Origin of the sequence: Streptomyces marianii (assembly GCF_005795905.1) — a bacterium.
Taxonomy (GTDB): Bacteria; Actinomycetota; Actinomycetes; order Streptomycetales; family Streptomycetaceae; genus Streptomyces; species Streptomyces marianii.
In genome coordinates, this window is the sequence record NZ_VAWE01000001.1 from 5,590,616 (window position 1) to 5,608,223 (window position 17,608).

The following is a 17,608-nucleotide window of genomic DNA, read 5'->3' on the forward strand; positions in this document are numbered from 1 at the left end:
GGGTAGGGCTGCCCATGTCCTGTTGCCTCACCGTGAGGAGGCCCTCCGTGGCCGCACCCGCACAGCTTCTGCTCCCCGCCCTGTCCAAACCGGTGCCCGGCCCGCTCACCAGCGAGCCGCCGCTGACCTCCGTGCCGCCCCTGACCAGCGAGCCCCCGCTCGCAGACGCCGGTCCGCTCACGAGCGAGCCCCCGCTCTCGGCCGCCCTGCCGCTGACCAGTGAGCCTCCCCTCTTCGACGCCGCCCCCCTCACCAGCGAACCCACCGCCACCGGCGACGCCGGAGGCTCGGAGTCCCCAGGAGTCTGAATGGGCCTGGCCCGGCTCGCCGCGCTGCACGGTGTCGCCACCACGTACTCGCCCTCGGCAGGTGTCAGCGTCCCCGTCCCCGACTCCACGGTCGTCGCGGTGCTCGCCGCCCTCGGTGTGGACGCGGCCACGCCGGACGCGGTCCGCGTGGCCCTCGCGGCAGCCGAGTCCGCCGCCGGTGGGCGGCTGCTCCCGCCGACCGTGGTGGCGTGGCTCCCCGTCACCGGGCCGCCTCCCGTCGCAGTCCCGCCCGGCGCCCGTGTGCGCGTGGACCTGGAGGACGGTGGCCTGCTGGAATGGCGTGAAACCGTCCCCCGCGCGCCCGCGCCGGGCACCGCCGGATCACCGTCCGCCGAGCAGCCCCCTGCCGGAGGCGGCCCCTCCGCCGCGCACGGCTGGTCGGAACTGCCCACCGGGGTGCACCGGCTGACCGTGCGCACGACCGGCGGGCGCACCGGCAGCGCCGTACTCGTCGCCGCCCCCGAGGCCGTGGACCAGCCCGCCGAGCGGGTCCACGGCTTCCTGGTCCAGCTCTACTCGCTGCTGTCCGGCCGCTCCTGGGGCATGGGCGATCTCGGGGACCTCGCGGAGCTGGCGTCCTGGGCGGGCCGCGCCCTCGGATCCGGGTTCGTGCAGGTCAATCCGCTGCATGCGGCCGTGCCCGGCACGCCGACCGACCCGTCCCCGTACCGCCCCTCCTCGCGCCGGTTCCCGGACCCCGTGCATCTGCGGATCGAGGACATCCCCGAGTGCGCGTACGTCACCGGCCAGGACCGGTGCCGGCTGGACGCGCTCCTGGAGCAGGCCGCCGAACTGCGCGCCTCCGTCCTGGAGAAGGGCGCGCTGATCGACCGCGACGCCGTGTGGCGGCTCAAGCACCGGGCACTGGAGCTGGTCCTGCGGGTTCCCCTCGGACCCGGCCGCCGGGCCGCGTACTGCGCCTTCCTGGCCGAGCGCGGCCGGGCGCTGGACGACCACGCCACCTGGTGCGCCCTCGCCGAGGTCCACGGCTCCGACTGGCACGCCTGGCCGGAGGGCCTGCGCGACCCGCGCTCCCCGGAGACGGCCCGCGCCCGCGGGGACCTCATGGACCGCGTCGACTTCCACTGCCGGCTCGCCTGGCTGACCGACGAGCAGCTGGCCGCGGCCGCGGCCGCGGCCCGGGACGCCGGGATGGCCGTCGGGATCGTGCACGACCTCGCGGTCGGCGTGCACCCGGGCGGCGCGGACGCCTGGGCCCAGCAGGACGCCTTCGCCCCGGGCATGTCGGTGGGCGCCCCGCCCGACGCGTTCAACGCCCGGGGCCAGGACTGGGGTCTGCCTCCGTGGCGGCCCGACGTCCTCGCCGCCTCCGGCTACGCCCCCTACCGGGGGCTGCTGCGCGGGCTCCTGCGGCACGCCGGCGCGCTGCGGCTCGACCACGTCATGGGCCTGTTCCGGCTCTGGTGGGTCCCCGTCGGGGCCGAGCCCACCGAGGGCACGTACGTCCGCTACGACGCCGAGGCGATGCTCGCCGTCCTCGTCCTGGAGACCCACCGCGCCGGGGCGGTCGTCATAGGGGAGGACCTCGGCACGGTCGAGCCCGGGGTGCGCGAGGCCCTCTCGCGCCGGGGCGTGCTCGGCACGTCCGTCCTCTGGTTCGAACGCGACTGGACCGGCAGCGGCCGGCCGCTGCCGCCGGAGGACTGGCGCGAGGGCTGTGTGGCCACGGCCACCACCCACGACCTGCCGTCCACCGCGGCCCGCCTCTCGGGCGAGCACGTGGCGCTGCGCCACCGGCTGGGCCTGCTCACCCGGCCGCTGGACCAGGAACGCACGGCGGACTCCGCCGAGGTGGCCGAATGGCGCGCCTGCCTGATCCGGCTCGGTCTGCTGCCCGAGGGCTCCCACGACGAGGAGGGCGAGATCCGCGCCGTGTACCGGTTCCTGCTGCGCACCCCGGCCCGCATGGTCGGCGTCTGGCTGCCCGACGCCGTCGGGGACCGCCGGCCGCAGAACCTGCCCGGCACCTGGGACCAGTACCCGAACTGGCGGCTGCCCGTCGCGGACGCCGCCGGCCGCCCGATGACCCTGGACGACCTGGCCGCCTCGCCGAGGCTGCACGCCCTCATGGAGGTGTTCCGGCCGGGGGCCGTTCCCCGTACGGGCACCCCGGACGCGCGGCCGTCCTAGCCGTTCGCTACGTTTGCACCGTGGACAAGAAGAACGCCCTGCGCGCCGGTGCCGTCGCGGCCGGTACGACGCTGATGATGCTGCTCATGTCGTCCCCCGCGCTCGCGCTGACCCGCGACGACGGCGACGACCCGGGTGCCGGCCTGAGCGTGGCCGAGACGCTCGGCCTGTTCGTCGTGGCGCCGATCGCGCTGTTCGTACTGATCGCGGGCCTGGTGATGGTCCTCGACAAGTCCGACAGGCCCAAGAAGAAGCAGGCCTGACTCCCTTACGCGAGGCCCGGGGCACCGGGCCGGCGGGCGCCGCGCAGCCGGCGCCGCGCTGCGGATCTCCGAGGGCGCCGCACGGTACGCACACCGTGCGGCGCCCTCGCCGGTGCACCGGCGGGCCGCGCCGGGTGCGGCCGCGGGGCCGACGGTACGCAGCCGTCGGCCCTGCGGCGGCGCGCGCCCCGCGCCGGGGCGGGGTCACAGTCCGCCGGTGAACAGCAGCCGGTTCGGCGAACCCCGGGTGATGCTCCTCACGACGTTCTTCGTGGACTGGGAGACGAGCCAGTCCGCGACCTCCTGGGGGCCGGCCGTGGGGTGGGCCGCCTTGTAGAGCGCGGCGACGCCGGCCACGTGCGGGGCGGCCATCGACGTGCCGTTCATCGTCGTGGTGCCACCTCCCATCCGCGCGGACCTGATGTCGCTGCCCGGTGCGTAGATCCTGAGGCACCGCCCGTAGTTGCTGTAGTCGGTCTCGGCGTCCTCCGTGTCGGTCGCACCGACTGTCAGGGCGTTCGGCGCGCTGGCGGGCGAGACGCCGCACGCGTCCTCCGCGGAGTTGCCGGCCGCGACGACGGGCAGCACGCCGCTGTCGAAGACGGCCTTGGCGGCGGCGTTGGCGGAGGGGGACGTGGAGCCGCCGAGGGAGGCGTTCAGCACGGCGGGCTGCCGGGCGTTCTTCGCCACCCAGTCGAGGCCCGCGATGATCCTGGACCAGGCCCCCTCGCCCGCGCAGTCGAGCACGCGCACGCTGACCAGGCGGGCCTCGGGCGCCACCCCGTAGGTCGCCCCCGCCGCCGTCCCCGCGACATGCGTGCCGTGGCCCTCGCAGTCCTGGCCGCGGCGGCCGTCGCCGACGGCGTCGAACCCGAGGGCGGCACGGCCGCCGAACTCGATGTGGTCGTAGTCGATCCCGGTGTCGACGACGTAGACCGTGACGCCCTTGCCCGTGGAGGCCGCGGTGAACCGCCCGTCGAGCGGCAGGGCTCGCTGGTCCGCCCGGTCGAGCCCCCAGCTCGCGGCCTGCCGGCGGAGGGCCGCGGCACCGCGCGGGTCCGGGAGCCGGTCCAGGGACGGGACCCGCGGACTCTCGGGGAGCCGGCGCGCGGACACCCGCGCGTCCTCCTCCACGGCCGCGACGCCGGGCGCGAGCCGCATGGTCTCCAGCTGGTTCGCGTTCAGCGTCGCGGAGAACCCGCGCATGGCCCGGTTGTACGTGTACCTGCGCTTCACGCCCGCGTCGCGGGCGACCGCCACCGGGTCGGCGCCCTCGCGCAGAGCGACGATGTAGCTGCCCTTCACCGGCTCGGCCGACCGGTACAGCGGGGCGGGGGTCGGCCCTTCCGTGTCGGCCTGCGCGGTCACCCCGGGGGCGGTGGCGGACACGGCGAGCAGCAGAGCGGCGGCCGCGCGGCGCGCGAACAGTCGCATGGATACTCCCATCCGATCGACGGTGATCATGTCACCGTTTTTTCGACCCGGCCGCACCGCCGCTTGAGCCCTTGTCAGCCGATCGCCCGGACGCGGGCACGGATCTCCCCCGACTGCTGCCACTCACCCGGGGGCGGGGCGCCCACGCGGGTGACGGACCGTTCCGGGTGGGGTGCCGCGCGCGGACGGCGAGGCCGGGTGCGCGGTCCGGGTGCGCGACCGTCGGCATGCCGTGCGCCACATGACGCACCGCGGGACCCCCCGGGGCCGGGCCGGAAGGCGCGACGACGCCGCTCGTCGCCGCCGATCGTTCCTTCGGGGCGGATCCGCCCGGTCGCGCCCGAGGCCCGTCGGGGCGCGCCGGAAGGTCCGTCGAAGGGTCCGTCCACGGTTGTTCGCGTTTGGTGCGGTTACCGGAAAGTTCGGTTTCGCAATCAACTACAACTTTGCTTGTTCTTGGTGGGGTTGGCGTGGCCACTGGGACAATCTCACGTTCACAGGCGGTGGTTGCGGCTTGGTAAGCGCCCGAATTCTCGGGTGTGGCAGCGCAGTTCACCGACTCCCCATGCACGTGTGAAAGGCACCAGTATGACGATGAGTCACGCCCTGAGTCGGGGCGTCCGGGCAGTCGCCGTTGCGACGGCAACCTGTGGAGTCCTCGTGGCGGCCACCTCCACGGCGGCCGCGGACGACGGACCCACCCGCGCACTCCTCACGGCCGACTGCGAGTCGGGTCTGGGCAAGTGCAGCTTCAACGACCCGACGCTCGGCGAGGCGTACCTCGGAGAGTTCCGCCAGGTCTCCGACTCGCTCTTCAACTGCAGTACGTCCCCCGCCACCCAGTCGATGACGTGGACCGACTCGGTCGGCTCCACGGACTCGGTGGGCGTCTCGGTCACGGCCGGCGGGAACATCGCGGGCATAGTGGACCTGAGCGTGACGGCCAGCTACAGCCACACCTGGACCAGCACGCACACGGAGAGCAGCTCGCTGAACATGACGGTGCGGCCGGGAGAGGTCGGCTGGATCTCCCGGGCCCAGGTGATGCAACGGGTCTCCGGCACCTGGCAGACCCACTACGACAGCCCCAAGTGGGGCCACTACTACTGGTTCTGGGGCGACACCATCACCGGCCCGGCCAAGAACGGCACGGACGGCAAGAGCAACGCGGTCGTCGTCAAGAGCCGCAAGATGACCGCGGCGGAGAAGAACTCCTGCTCGGCGGGCTCGAAGGCGGGCCGGGCGTTCGTCAAGCAGCGCTGACGGGTCGGGCACGGCCTTGAGCCCGGGGCCGGCACTCCGGGTACCGGCCCCGCGCGATCACCGGCGTCTACGAGCCTGTCTCCGGGCGCGGTGCCGAAGGGAACGGCCCGCCGGAGGACCGGCGGGCCGTGGCGGAGAGCGGTGGCTCAGTCGGCCACCCCCTCCAGGAAGTACGCGCGCCTGCGCCAGGACGGCTGAGCCCCGGCCCGCCCCGAACGCGCCCCCGCCGGCATCGCCCGGCGGGGGCGCCGCCGTTCCGTCCCGGCCGCTCGGGGGAGAGCGGCCGGGGCCCGCTCATCCGCCCGCGAGTGCCTTCCGCAGGATGTCCGCGAACTCCACGGGCCGCCCGAGGAATCCGCCGTGATCACCCGGGAACTCGACCGGCGGGACGCCGAGGCGTTCGGCCAGGGCCGTCGAGGTCCGGTACGTGACCAGGCCGCCCGAGTCGGCGCCGATGCCCACGACCACCCGGACCGGACCGGACTCCAGCGCCGCGAGATCGGGCCTGTACAGGGCCGTGTGACGCAGCTCGTGGGCGAAAAATCGGATGCTGTTGGCCAGGTCCCGCTCCGAGGGCTCGCCCTGTGGAGGGCCGGGGGCCTCGTCCCCGCCGAGGTCGAAGCCCGCGTTGGCCATGAACTTCGCCCAGGCCGCGCCCACGCCGTCCCGGTGGAAGGTCTCGATGAGGTCGTCGGTCGCGACGCGCTGCTCGGCGGCGTCGGGAAGGAGCTCCAGCAGGGGCGGTTCGTGCGCCACGAGCGTCCGCACCCGGCCGGGGTGCCGGGTGGCCAGCGCGAGCCCCGTGACCGCACCGCCGCTGCTGCCGAAGACGTCCGCGGCCTCGGCGCCGAGCGCGTCCAGGATCGCGGCGACGTCGTCCGCCCGCAGCTCGGGGGTCGAGTCCTGCCCGGGGTCGTCGAGGCGGCTCCGGGAGATGCCGCGCGGGTCGTGGGTGACCACGGTGCGGTCCCCCGCGAGGACGTCGGCGAAGGGCGCGAACTCCCCGGCGTCCATGGGCGCCCCCATGACCATGACCAGCGGTCCCGAGCCGCGGATCTCGTAGTACAGGCGCCCGCCGGGGACGTCGAGGGTGTGGGTGGTGGTCATGGCCGGTCGTCCTCCCTGAAGCCGTGCATCCGCGGTCGCGGTGACACGGGTATGACTCCCGGGGCCGGGAGAACTCATCGCCGCGTTCGGGACGGATCCCGGCCCGGGGCAGGTCGCCCGCGGGCCGGGATCCGCCGACGGGGGCAGAGCGCCGCGCCCCCGGCGGATGAACGGACGGCGGGTCGGTTGGGCCGATACACGCGGGAGGGGCGCCCGGCCCGATGGGTCACCGTTCCCGTCCGCACCCCGCCCGGCCCGTACGGCTCGGGGGCGCACCGTCGGGGCCGTACTCACGGTCGCGGCCCCGCCGTCGGGTCGTTGCGCTGCTCAGGGCCCCACCGCACCGCTCCCGCCGGCAATCCGCTCAGGACGCCTCCTGCGCCATCGCGAGACTCTGCAGGTACCGCATCAGCGTCATCAGCACGTCCCTGCTCGACGACCGCTTCCGGGCGTCGCACGGCACGATCGGCACCGAGTCCGGAAGGTCGAGCGCCCCGCGCAGTTCCTCGATCGGGTAATCGGGCGCGTCCGGGAAGGTGTTGACGGCCACGACGAACGGTACGGCCCGCTCCTCCAGCCGGCCGATGACGTCGAAGCTGACCTCCAGCCGCCGGGTGTCGACCAGGACCACCGCGCCCAGCGCCCCCTCGAACAGCCCGCGCCACAGGAACCAGAAGCGCTCCTGCCCCGGCGTGCCGAACAGGTACAGCACCAGTTCCTCGTTGACGCTGATGCGCCCGAAGTCCATGGCCACGGTCGTGGAGGTCTTGCCCCCGATGCCCGAGGTGTCGTCGATGCCGACCCCTGCCTGGGTCATCGTCTCCTCGGTGGTCAGCGGCCGGATCTCGCTGACGGATCCGACCAGCGTCGTCTTGCCGACCCCGAAGCCGCCGACGATCACCACCTTGACGGCGGCCGCGGCCGTCTCGGGTAGCGCGTCCTCGCTCCGCGGCCCGGCCGTCGGTGCCGACTGCTCAGAGCTTCTGAAGTCCATCGATCACTGCCTCAATCAAAGCGCGGTCGGGGAGTATGGCGGGTGGGACGGGCGCGCGGGCGACCACCCGGTTGTCGGCGAGGAGGTCGCCGAGGAGGACGGTGACGACACTGACCGGCAGCCCCGTGTACGCGGAGACCTCCGCGACCGACAGGGGCGACTGGCACAGCTCGATGATCGCCGCGTGCTCCGGCTGCATGCCGGGCTTCGGCCGGGACCTGGCCACGATCAGTGTGACCAGGTCCAGTTCGACGAGGGCGGACGTGCTGCTGCGGCCACCCGTGATGACGTAGAGCCGCTCGGGACTGGCCTCCTCCCAGTCCCCGCCGCCCGGGTGGCTCACCTGGCCACACCGTCCTGGCGAGGCGGGCTGCTGAGGTGGTCGCCGATCCGCAGCACCAGGTCGCGCATCCGCTGGCCCATGAGCCCGGCGTCCACGCCCTCGTCGGCGAGTACGGCGAGGAACGCTCCGGCGCCCGCGGCCATGAGATAGAAGAAGCCGCCGTCCATCTCGATCACGACGAGCCTCATCCGGCCCTCGCTGCGCGGGAGTTCCGAGCCCACTGCGGCGGCGAGGGACTGGAGCCCGGCGCAGGCGGCGGCGAGCCGGTCCGCGGTGTCGGTGTCCGTGCCGTACTGGGCCATGCGCAGACCGTCGGCGGAGAGCACGACCACGTGCCTGGTCTGCGGCACGCCTTCCGCGAGGTCCTTGAGCATCCAGTCCATATTGGCCTGCTGCTGAGTCATGGCTGCGTGTTCCCCTTGCTAGCGTCGGTGGGCTCCCCGGACAGACCGCTCTGGAAGGCGGCCAGCCACATTCCGGGCTGCACCTGCGGAGTGGGCTCCTGCTCCGGAGCCGCGTTCGGCGTGGACGACGCCGGCGTGGTGGGTGCGGTGGGTGCGACGGAGGGTGTCTTGCGGCGCCGCTGAGGGAGGCCGTTCGGGGTCCGCTCGACCACCACCGGGTCGGGCTCGGAGGCCACCGGTCCGCTGGCAGGGCGCCGCGTGACGGGGACCTGGGGGACTGCGGCCACCGGGGGGACCGCGGCCGCCTGGGGCGCCGGCGCGGGCTGGACGGCCTCGGGCGGGAGCGTCGTCCGGGGCACGGACGAGGCTCCGATGCCGTGGGCGAGACCGGTCGCGGTCGCGGTCGTGGTGATCAGGTCCTGCGGTACGACGAGGACCGCGCGGACGCCGCCGTACGCGGACGGCCGCAGTGAGACCTGGAAGCCGTACGCCTGCGCCAGCCGCCCGACCACGGCGAGGCCGAGACGAGGTGTCTCGCCCAGGTCGTTGAGGTCGATGCCTTGCTGGGCCTGGCGCAGCATCCGCTCCGCCCGCTTGCGGGCCTCCTCGCTCATGCTGACGCCGCCGTCCTCGATCTCGACGGCGATGCCCGACTGGACGTCGACGGCCGTCAGATGGACCTTGGTCTGCGGCGGGGAGTAGCGGGTCGCGTTGTCGAGGAGTTCGGCCAGCGCGTGGATGAGCGGCTCGACGGCCGGGCCGGTGACGGCCACCTCGGAGACGGAGTGCAGCTCGACGCGCTGGTAGTCGATGATCCGCGACATGGCGCCGCGCAGCACGCTGTACAGGGGCACGGCCCGGCTCCACTGGCGGCCGGGCCTGGTGCCGCCGAGCACGGCGATGGAGTCGGCGAGGCGGCCGATCAGCGCGGTGCCGTGGTCGAGGCGGAGCAGGTCGCCGAAGATCTGCGGGGACTTGCCGTGCCGGTCCTCCATCTCCCGCAGTTCCTGGGCCTGCTGGTGGACGATGGCCTGCACCCGGCGCGCGATGTTCACGAAGGCGCGCTGTGCGGACTCGCGCAGGTCCTCCTCGGCGACGACGGCGTCGACGACGGTGCGGACGACGGCCTGGTGGGCCTCAGGGGCGTTGAGCGAGGCGAGCACGTCCTCCGGGAACTCGCCCCTGCGGAGCCGCTCCACGACCTCCGGCAGCAGGGTGCTGGCGAGGTGCGCCGTCTGGGAGGCCTGGTGGGCCAGTACGGAGTCGCGTTCGGCGACGGCGCGCCGCAGCGAGTCCACCACCCTGCCTCGGCGGGCGGCCTCGGCACCGATGGCGGCGACCGCGACCGCGGCGACGGCGCCGATGACCGCGACGGGGACACGAGCCGGAGTGGGGACCAGCAGCACCGTGATCACGGTGGCGACGGCAGTCAGAGCGGCGGGCAGCAGCCACCCGAAAGCGGCCGCGGATCGCGGGCTTCCACTTCCGGGCGACGATTCCTCACGGATCATCAGCACCCTTAAAAATCATTTGAACGGAAACGATCATATGGCGACGGTGAGGGAGCATAGTCGTTTCAGGGCAGGGCTGTTGACGCCGGGTCACACTTCGGACACACCCTTGATGAGGCTTGTCGGACATGTGCGAGGGCGCCCCGGACCCGATGGCTCCGGGGCGCCCTCAGCTGCGCCGTGCGGGGCTCGCGGCCCCGCAGGTCAGGACGCTGCCGCGTCCGCCGCGCGGGCCTTCAGCGCCCGCTCGACACCCGCGCGGGACTCGAGGACGAGTCGCCGCAGTGCCGCGTTCGGAGCGGCTGAATCCAGCCATGCATCCGTCGCGTCGAGCGTCTCCGCCGACACCTGGAGCGCCGGGTAGAGACCCACGGCGATCTGCTGGGCGACCTCATGGGAACGCGATTCCCACACGCCCTTGACCGCCGCGAAGTACTTCTCCGTGTACGGAGCGAGCAACTCGCGCTGGTCGGTCTGCACGAAGCCGCCGATGACCGCCTCCTGCACCGCGTTCGGCAGCGCCCCGGACTCGACGACCGACTCCCAGGCCTCGGCCTTGGCCTCCGGCGTCGGACGGGCCGCCCGGGCCGTCGCCGCGTGGCGCTCACCGGCGGCCGTGCGGTCCCGCGCCAGCTCGGCCGCGATCTCCTCCTCGTCGTAGACGCCGGTGGCCGCCAGCCGCTCCAGGAACGCCCAGCGCAGCTCCGTGTCCACGGCCAGCCCCTCGATCGAGTCCCGGCCCTCCAGCAGGGCCTGCAGCAGATCCAGCTGCTGCGGGGTGCGCGCGGTCGCCGCGAACGCCCGCGCCCAGGCCAGCTGGTGGTCACTGCCGGCCTCCGACGAGCGCAGGTGCGCCAGCGTCGCGTCCGTCCACTGCGTCAGCCCCGTCTCGCGCCACTCCGGCGCCGCGTACAGGTCCAGGGCGAGCTTCACCTGCCGGTGCAGCGACTGCACCACGCCGATGTCCGACTCCTTGCCGATGCCCGACAGCACCAGCGACAGGTAGTCGCGGGTCGGCAGCTCCCCGTCGCGGGTCATGTCCCACGCGGAGGCCCAGCACAGGGCCCTGGGCAGCGAGTCGGTGAAGTCGCCCAGGTGCTCGGTGACGGTCCTGAGCGACTCCTCGTCCAGACGGACCTTGGCGTACGTGAGGTCGTCGTCGTTGAGCAGCACGACCGCCGGGCGGTGCTTGCCCACGAGCTCCCGCACCGCGGTGAACTCGCCGTCGACGTCCAGCTCGACGCGGACCGTGCGCACGAGCCTGCCGGCCCCGTCCAGGTCGTAGAAGCCGATCGCGATGCGGTGCGGGCGCAGCACCGGCTCGCCCTTCGCACCCGGCGGCAGCGCCGGGGCCTCCTGCTTGACCGCGAACGAGGTGATCGTCCCGGCCGCGTCGGTGTCGATCACCGGCCGCAGGACGTTGATCCCGGCGGTCTCCAGCCAGGCCCTGGACCAGGTCTTGAGATCGCGGCCACTGGTCTCCTCCAGCGCCGACAGCAGATCCGTCAGCCGGGTGTTCCCGAAGGCGTGCCGCTTGAAGTACGCCTGCACGCCGCGGAAGAACTCGTCGGTGCCGACATAGGCGACGAGTTGCTTCAGCACCGAGGCGCCCTTGGCGTACGTGATGCCGTCGAAGTTGACGAGCACGTCGTCCAGGTCGTTGATCTCGGCCATGATCGGGTGCGTTGACGGCAGCTGGTCCTGCCGGTACGCCCAGGTCTTCATCGAGTTGGCGAACGTCGTCCACGCCTGCGGCCACTTCGAGCCGGGCGCGTACGCCTGGCAGGCGATCGACGTGTAGGTGGCGAACGACTCGTTCAGCCACAGGTCGTTCCACCACTCCATGGTGACCAGGTCGCCGAACCACATGTGCGCCAGCTCGTGCAGGATCGTCTCGGCGCGCGTCTCGTAAGCCGCGTCCGTCACCTTCGAGCGGAACACGTACTGGTCGCGGATGGTCACCGCGCCCGCGTTCTCCATCGCGCCCGCGTTGAACTCCGGCACGAAGAGCTGGTCGTACTTCGCGAACGGGTAGGCGTAGTCGAACTTCTCCTGGAACCAGTCGAAGCCCTGCCGGGTGACCTCGAAGACCGCGTCCGCGTCCAGGAACTCGGCGAGCGACGGACGGCAGTAGATGCCCAGCGGCACGCTCTGCCCGTCCTTCTCGTAGGAGCTGTGCACGGAGTGGTACGGACCGACGATCAGCGCGGTGATGTATGTGGAGATCCGCGGGGTCGGCTCGAAGTGCCAGACGTTGTCCTTGGGCTCCGGCGTCGGCGAGTTGGAGACCACCGTCCAGCCCTCGGGCGCCTTCACGGTGAACCGGAAGGTGGCCTTCAGATCGGGCTGCTCGAAGTTCGCGAACACCCGGCGGGCGTCCGGCACCTCGAACTGGGTGTACAGGTAGGTCTGCTGGTCCACCGGGTCGACGAACCGGTGCAGTCCCTCGCCCGTGTTGGTGTACTCGCAGTCCGCGACGACCGTCAGCTCGTTCGGGCCCTCGTGCAGATGCCGCAGCGCGATCCGCGAGTCCCTGAAGACCGCGGCCACGTCCTGCGGGTGGCCGTTCAGCACGACCTCGTGCACCGCGGGCGCCACCAGGTCGATGAAGGTCTCCGCGCCGTGCTCCGCGGAGTCGAAGCGCACGGTGGTCACGGACCGGTAGGTGCCGCCCTCCTGCGCCCCGGTGAGATCGAGGTCGATCTCGTACGAGTCAACGGTGAGCAGGCGCGCCCGCGCCTGTGCCTCTTCGCGGGTCAGGTTTGTGCCAGGCACCCGGTCATCTCCTCGCTTCTGCGTCCTCGGTATGTGACGTTTCGGCCCATCCTTCCACGGGCCTGTCGCGGCCCGCCCGTCCCCCGGGCGGACTCCCCCGCGGGGCCCGTTCCGGTGCCACTCCGCCCGGGCCACCGGGCCGTTCCCGCACGACGACGGGGCGGGGTCCCGTGCGCTCGGCACGCGACCCCGCCCCGTGGTGCGGCGGGCGGAGATCAGCCCTTGAGCTCGTCGGCCACCAGCTCGGCGATCTGGACCGCGTTCAGCGCGGCACCCTTGCGCAGGTTGTCGTTCGACACGAACAGGGCGAGACCGTTCTCCACGGTCTCGTCGACCCGGATGCGGCCCACGTACGAGGCGTCCTTGCCCGCGGCCTGCAGCGGGGTCGGGATGTCGGAGAGCTCGACGCCCTCCGCGCCCGCCAGCAGCTCGTAGGCCCGCTCCACGCTCAGCGGACGCTCGAAGCGCGCGTTGACCTGCAGCGAGTGCCCGGAGAAGACGGGGACGCGGACGCAGGTGCCGGAGACCTTGAGCTCCGGGATCTCCAGGATCTTGCGGGACTCGTGGCGGAGCTTCTGCTCCTCGTCGGTCTCGTGGGAGCCGTCGTCGACGATCGAACCCGCCAGCGGGAGCACGTTGAAGGCGATGGGGCGCTGGTAGACGCCCGGCTCCGGGTACACGACGGCGTCGCCGTCGTGCGTCAGCTCGGCGGCCCGCTCGGCGACGGCCTGCACCTGGCCGTCGAGCTCGGCGACACCGGCCAGGCCCGAGCCGGAGACGGCCTGGTAGGTGGCGGTGACGAGCGAGGTGAGCCCGGCCTCCCGGTGGAGCGGCTTCAGCACGGGCATCGCGGCCATGGTCGTGCAGTTCGGGTTGGCGATGATCCCCTTCGGGCGGTCCTTGACCGCGTGCGGGTTCACCTCGGAGACGACCAGCGGCACCTCGGGGTGCCGGCGCCAGGCGGAGGAGTTGTCGATCACGACGGCACCCTGGGAGGCGACCTTCTCGGCGAGCGCCCGGGAGGTCGCGCCGCCTGCCGAGAAGAGCACGATGTCCAGGCCGGAGTAGTCGGCGGTGGCGGCGTCCTCGACGGTGATCTCCCGGCCCTGCCACTCGATCGTGGAACCCGCGGACCTGGCGGACGCGAACAGCCTCAGCTCGTCGGCCGGGAACTTCCGCTCGGCGAGGATCCTGCGCATGACCGTGCCGACCTGCCCGGTGGCTCCGACGATTCCGACCTTCACGGGGACTCCTCCGTACGCTTGTGCAGCCTGCATGGCCTGGGTGTCTTCCATGATGCGTCTGTCCACGGCCGTTTTGTCCAATCCATTGTCCGAGGGGCGGGACGCATGGCCTTCCTCACACCCGAGGAGGCCCGCACGCACGGAGGGCGGGCGTCCCGCCGGACGCCCGCCCTCGTGACCAGGTCATTCCGTTACGGGACGACCTTCTCGATCACCACGCTGCCGGTGCCCGCGGCGGTGCCGCGCGCGTTCAGCAGCCGGACCTCGCCGAAGAACCGGCGGCCCTCCGGCGCGGGACCGCCCACCAGAACCTCGGCGGAGACCTGCGCGCTCGCGCCGTTGGCCAGCGAGACGCTCTTCGACTCGTCGACCTTCACGGTGCCGAGCGCCGAGGAGAAGTACACGTCCTTGTAGTCGTACGTGGTGCCGCCGGGCGCCACCGCGTAGCCGTCGACGAGAATCGTGTACGTACCGGCGGCCGGGTTCGCCAGGGACACCGACTCCTCGGAGTCGCCGTCCGCGGACTGGCCGACGAGCCTGCCGTCCTTGAGGACCGCGAGGTCCAGGTCGGCGCCCTTGTCGGAGGTGTTCCCGATGACGACGTCCAGCCGCTCGACGCCCTCGCCGATCGTGACCGTGGACACCTGGCGCTCGTCCTGCGCGATGGTCGGCGCCGCCGTCTTCGCGGAGCCGAGCGAGCCGCCCTGCAGCTTGCCCTCCAGCGCGGCCGCGTCGTTGGTGACCTTCCAGTCGACCGTCGCCGGCGTGCCGACCTCGGCCTCCGGGAGGGTCTTCACCGCCGGGTCGAAGGTGGCGCCGAGCAGCGTGACGTCCAGCTTGTACGGGTTGTCCAGCACCGGGGACGTACGGCGCGACTCGACCTCGATCTCCCAGACGCCCGGCTGCGGGTTCGGGTAGGAGCGCACGTCCGGGCGGCAGGTGTTGGCCGGGTTGTCGTAGTTCGGGTAGCAGACCGTGGATGACGTGCTCTCGAAGGCCACGCCGTACGGGTGGATCGAGATGAACCGGGTCTGGCTGCCCGCGGCGAGACCGCCGAGCGCGACCTCCAGCGTCCTGGCGCCCTGCGGCACCGTGACGAAGTAGGACTTGAAGCCGTTGCGCTGCACCGACCCCTTGGCGGAGTAGGAATAGCCCGGCTTCACCAGCTCGTTCGAGGCGACCACGGTGGTGAGGATCTGCTTGTCGACACCCTCGGTGCGCTCGTCGTCCGCCTCCAGGATGGCGCTGTGCACACCGGCGGAAGCGGCCCTGGCCTGCACCTTCACGGTGACCGGCTGGTTCAGCGGCAGATCCACCTCGTCGTCGCCGAGGATACGGAACGTGCCGTCGTTGTTACGGAAGTCCAGCTCGTGCTCGATCGGCCGGTTCGGGCCGCTGGTGCGCGTGATGGTGACGTCGTACGTCTTGCGCTGGCCGGGCTTCAGCCCGCCCTCGCGGTCGTAGATGCCGGCTCCGAAGCCCGCCTCCGGCTTCAGCAGGTGGTCGAGCGCGGTGTCGACCGGTGCCTTCACCGAGTAGGCGTGGGCGGTGGCGCCGTCCCGGATGGACTCCCAGGCCTCCTCGACGTCGATCAGCCCCGCGCCCTGCTCGTGCGCCTTCACTCCGGGGATGCGCTTGGCGGTGCTGGTCAGCGCGGTCCGCAGGGTGAGCGGGGAGAGCTTGATGTGGCGCTGCTTGGCGGCGGAGATGAGGAGCGCGCTCGCGCCCGCGGCCTGCGGCGAGGACATCGACGTGCCGTTCAGCATGCCGTAGCCCGCGGGCAGGCTGTAGCCGGCCTCGGCCACCGGGGCGCCCGCCTGCCAGGTCGGGATCGTGTTGATCGCCGAGCCGGGCGCGGAGATCGTCGGCGTGAAGCCGCCGTTCTCCGTCGGGCCTCGGGAGGAGAAGTTGAACATGCTGTACCGCTTCTTGACCTGCGAACCGTAGTTGGCGGCCCAGGTGCTGCGGGAGATCGCCGCGCCGACCGACACGACCTTGTTCGCCAGGCCGGGGTCGCCGATCGTGTTCACGCCGGGACCCGAGTTGCCGGCCGAGATGACCAGCTGGACCCCGTAGGTGTCGATCAGGCGGTTGTAGAGGAGGGCGCGCGCGTTGTCCGCGTCGTCGCCGCGGTCGCTGTCGTCGTAGTTCAGCGCGGGCAGACCGCCGATGGACATGTTGACGATGTCCACGCCGCGGTTGACGACGAGGTCGCGCATGCCCTCGAGCAGCGCGATGTTGGTGCAGCCGCCGCTCCAGGTGCAGGCGCGCGACGAGACCAGCTTGGCGCCGGGCGCCGCGCCGTTCATCCGGCCGCCGAAGAGGCCGTTGGCGGCGGCGATGCCGGCCACGTGGGTGCCGTGCGAGCCCTCGATGACGCCGATGTTGACGTAGTCGGAGAACTTCCCGGCCTCGAACTCGACGTCCTTGCGGATCTCCACCACGAACGGGATGCGCTCGGCGATCTCGGTGGCGGGGTCGTCGGTACCGAAGTACCCGACCTGGTGGCCGTTCTTGTACGGCTTCATCGCGACGTCGTTGGTGAAGTCGGCGTCGTCGTTCAGGTCGACGCGGACGGTGCCGGCGGCGGCGTCGTACAGCACGCCCCACTTGTCGGTGGTGTCACCGTCGCGGTTGAGGTCTCCGGCCATGTCGCCGCCGAGAGTGGCCCGCTCCTCGAAGACGCTGAACCGGTGCTCGCCGGCCGGTGCCTTCCAGCTGCGGTCGCCCACGGTGAACACGGGGCCGGTCACCCCGGTGTCCATCCGCCGCCAGGTGCCGTCGCCGTCCCTCGCCGGGTCGGTCGCGGTCACCCAGTCGACGATCTTGCGCTCGCCGGTGGTGGTCTTCTGCAGGGCCGGGTGGCCCAGGTCGATCCCGGAGTCGAGGATGCCGATGGTCACGCCGCGGCCGTCGGCCCTCCGGTGGTCCTCGACGAACTCCACCGCACCGGTCTCGTGGGACGGGTTGTACGGGTTCTTCGCCGGGGTCTTCCTGCCCGGCGCCGGGTACGTGGCCGACTTCGAGGCGGCGGAAGCGGTACCCCTGGCGCCCGCGTCCGGCCTCGGATCGTCCAGCTTGATCTCGCGCTGGAGGTCCATGCCCTGGACCGTGGAGAGTTCACCGGCCTTGCCGAGGGCGCTCTTCGCCCTGGCGGTGGGGAGCGTGGCCCGGACGTAGCCGAGCTTGTCGTCCGTCTGGCCGACGACGGCGCCGGGAACGGCGTCCAGCTGGTCGGCGACCTGCTCGGTCCGGCCGGGAACGGTGGCGACCATCACGGTGACGGTCTTCTGGCCCTTCACCTCGGCTTCGGCGAGGAGTTGGGCGTCCGCCCGGCCGAGCTTGTCGGCGGGCGTCTCGGCGGTCTTGACCGGGCCGCCCGCCGGGTCGTCCAGCGAGGTGGCGGCGAAGGCGGGGGCGGCGCCGGTGGCCACCAGCGCGGCCACGAGGCCTGCGGCGGCGGCGATCCGGGCCACGCGTCTTGGCCCGGATATGGAGCCCTGGGACTCGAGGGTTGTCATCAGCATCCCTGTTTTGTGAAAGAAGGGTCCGGAATTCGGTACCGGACGACCGCTCAGCCTTTCGCAAGTGACAGGGGTTTGTGGAGAGTTGGCAGAGGCGGGATGCGGTCATGGCGGAGATCCGCCACTGGCGGAACATGCGCCACAGGAGGCAAAGGGGTGGATAGCCCATCCATCCGACCTGTCAGGCCGTTCAACAATGGACAGTTTCCGGAATCGGCCCACGGATTCGGCACCGTTCACCGGATTCGATGCCGGACGCCGGACGT

At 72.4% G+C, this 17,608-nt stretch carries 13 protein-coding genes; 4 read left to right on the top strand and 9 right to left on the bottom strand.

Translation table 11 applies throughout. The annotated features are described in order from the left end of the window. Positions 1-14 precede the first annotated feature (14 nt). From FEF34_RS25370 to FEF34_RS25380, 3 genes are read left to right on the top strand one after another with little or no spacing between them, the layout of a single operon-like run. The gene (locus tag FEF34_RS25370) at positions 15-308 is read left to right on the top strand and encodes a hypothetical protein (RefSeq protein ID WP_407698307.1); all 294 of its coding nucleotides are present in this window, start codon (positions 15-17) and stop codon (positions 306-308) included. Next, entirely contained in the window at positions 309-2,480 is a 2,172-nt protein-coding gene (malQ, locus tag FEF34_RS25375) for a 4-alpha-glucanotransferase (protein ID WP_138055210.1), read from the top strand. A 20-nt stretch (positions 2,481-2,500) separates the two neighbouring features. Then, entirely contained in the window at positions 2,501-2,743 is a 243-nt protein-coding gene (locus FEF34_RS25380) for a hypothetical protein (RefSeq protein ID WP_138055211.1), read from the top strand. Positions 2,744-2,947: 204 nt separating this feature from the next. On the opposite strand, the gene FEF34_RS25385 is transcribed toward FEF34_RS25380, so the two are convergent. Then, on the bottom strand, positions 2,948-4,177 hold the full coding sequence (locus FEF34_RS25385) for a S8 family peptidase (RefSeq protein WP_171053084.1): 1,230 nt from the start codon (positions 4,175-4,177) through the stop codon (positions 2,948-2,950). A 660-nt stretch (positions 4,178-4,837) separates the two neighbouring features. Between FEF34_RS25385 and FEF34_RS25395 the strand changes: the two genes are divergently transcribed. Beyond that, entirely contained in the window at positions 4,838-5,440 is a 603-nt protein-coding gene (locus FEF34_RS25395; protein ID WP_234042555.1) for a hypothetical protein, read from the top strand. 294 nt (positions 5,441-5,734) lie between these two features. On the opposite strand, the gene FEF34_RS25400 is transcribed toward FEF34_RS25395, so the two are convergent. The 8 genes from FEF34_RS25400 to FEF34_RS25435 form a co-directional block, all read right to left on the bottom strand. Beyond that, complete coding sequence (locus FEF34_RS25400) at positions 5,735-6,547, bottom strand: alpha/beta fold hydrolase (protein ID WP_138055214.1); 813 nt, start codon at positions 6,545-6,547, stop codon at positions 5,735-5,737. A 364-nt stretch (positions 6,548-6,911) separates the two neighbouring features. Then, positions 6,912-7,541, bottom strand: a complete 630-nt coding sequence (locus tag FEF34_RS25405; RefSeq protein ID WP_138055215.1) for a GTP-binding protein — start codon at positions 7,539-7,541, stop codon at positions 6,912-6,914. After that, positions 7,522-7,884, bottom strand: coding sequence for a DUF742 domain-containing protein (locus FEF34_RS25410; protein WP_138055216.1), 363 nt, complete (start codon positions 7,882-7,884; stop codon positions 7,522-7,524). Before FEF34_RS25410 ends, FEF34_RS25405 begins: the two co-directional genes overlap by 20 nt. Next, a complete protein-coding gene (locus FEF34_RS25415) occupies positions 7,881-8,288 on the bottom strand; it encodes a roadblock/LC7 domain-containing protein (RefSeq protein WP_138055217.1) in 408 nt (135 codons plus the stop codon). Before FEF34_RS25415 ends, FEF34_RS25410 begins: the two co-directional genes overlap by 4 nt. Then, positions 8,285-9,799, bottom strand: a complete 1,515-nt coding sequence (locus tag FEF34_RS25420; RefSeq protein WP_171053085.1) for an ATP-binding protein — start codon at positions 9,797-9,799, stop codon at positions 8,285-8,287. Before FEF34_RS25420 ends, FEF34_RS25415 begins: the two co-directional genes overlap by 4 nt. Before the next feature lie 204 nt (positions 9,800-10,003). After that, complete coding sequence (gene pepN, locus FEF34_RS25425; protein WP_138055219.1) at positions 10,004-12,574, bottom strand: aminopeptidase N; 2,571 nt, start codon at positions 12,572-12,574, stop codon at positions 10,004-10,006. A 215-nt stretch (positions 12,575-12,789) separates the two neighbouring features. Then, on the bottom strand, positions 12,790-13,818 hold the full coding sequence (locus FEF34_RS25430) for an aspartate-semialdehyde dehydrogenase (RefSeq protein WP_138055220.1): 1,029 nt from the start codon (positions 13,816-13,818) through the stop codon (positions 12,790-12,792). Positions 13,819-14,009: 191 nt separating this feature from the next. Next, positions 14,010-17,339 carry a S8 family serine peptidase gene (locus FEF34_RS25435; RefSeq protein WP_171053330.1) on the bottom strand — a complete coding sequence of 1,110 codons (3,330 nt, stop codon included), beginning with the start codon at positions 17,337-17,339 and terminating at the stop codon, positions 14,010-14,012. Between the last annotated feature and the right edge of the window lie 269 nt (positions 17,340-17,608).

Coding starts and splice junctions, on each gene's coding strand:
- FEF34_RS25370 (WP_407698307.1), top strand. CDS start 15: ATGTCCTGTTGCCTCACCGTGAGGAGGCCCTCCGTGGCCGCACCCGCA.
- malQ (WP_138055210.1), top strand. CDS start 309: ATGGGCCTGGCCCGGCTCGCCGCGCTGCACGGTGTCGCCACCACGTAC.
- FEF34_RS25385 (WP_171053084.1), bottom strand. CDS start 4,177: ATGCGACTGTTCGCGCGCCGCGCGGCCGCCGCTCTGCTGCTCGCCGTG.
- FEF34_RS25400 (WP_138055214.1), bottom strand. CDS start 6,547: ATGACCACCACCCACACCCTCGACGTCCCCGGCGGGCGCCTGTACTAC.
- FEF34_RS25405 (WP_138055215.1), bottom strand. CDS start 7,541: ATGGACTTCAGAAGCTCTGAGCAGTCGGCACCGACGGCCGGGCCGCGG.
- FEF34_RS25415 (WP_138055217.1), bottom strand. CDS start 8,288: ATGACTCAGCAGCAGGCCAATATGGACTGGATGCTCAAGGACCTCGCG.
- FEF34_RS25420 (WP_171053085.1), bottom strand. CDS start 9,799: ATGATCCGTGAGGAATCGTCGCCCGGAAGTGGAAGCCCGCGATCCGCG.
- FEF34_RS25435 (WP_171053330.1), bottom strand. CDS start 17,339: ATGACAACCCTCGAGTCCCAGGGCTCCATATCCGGGCCAAGACGCGTG.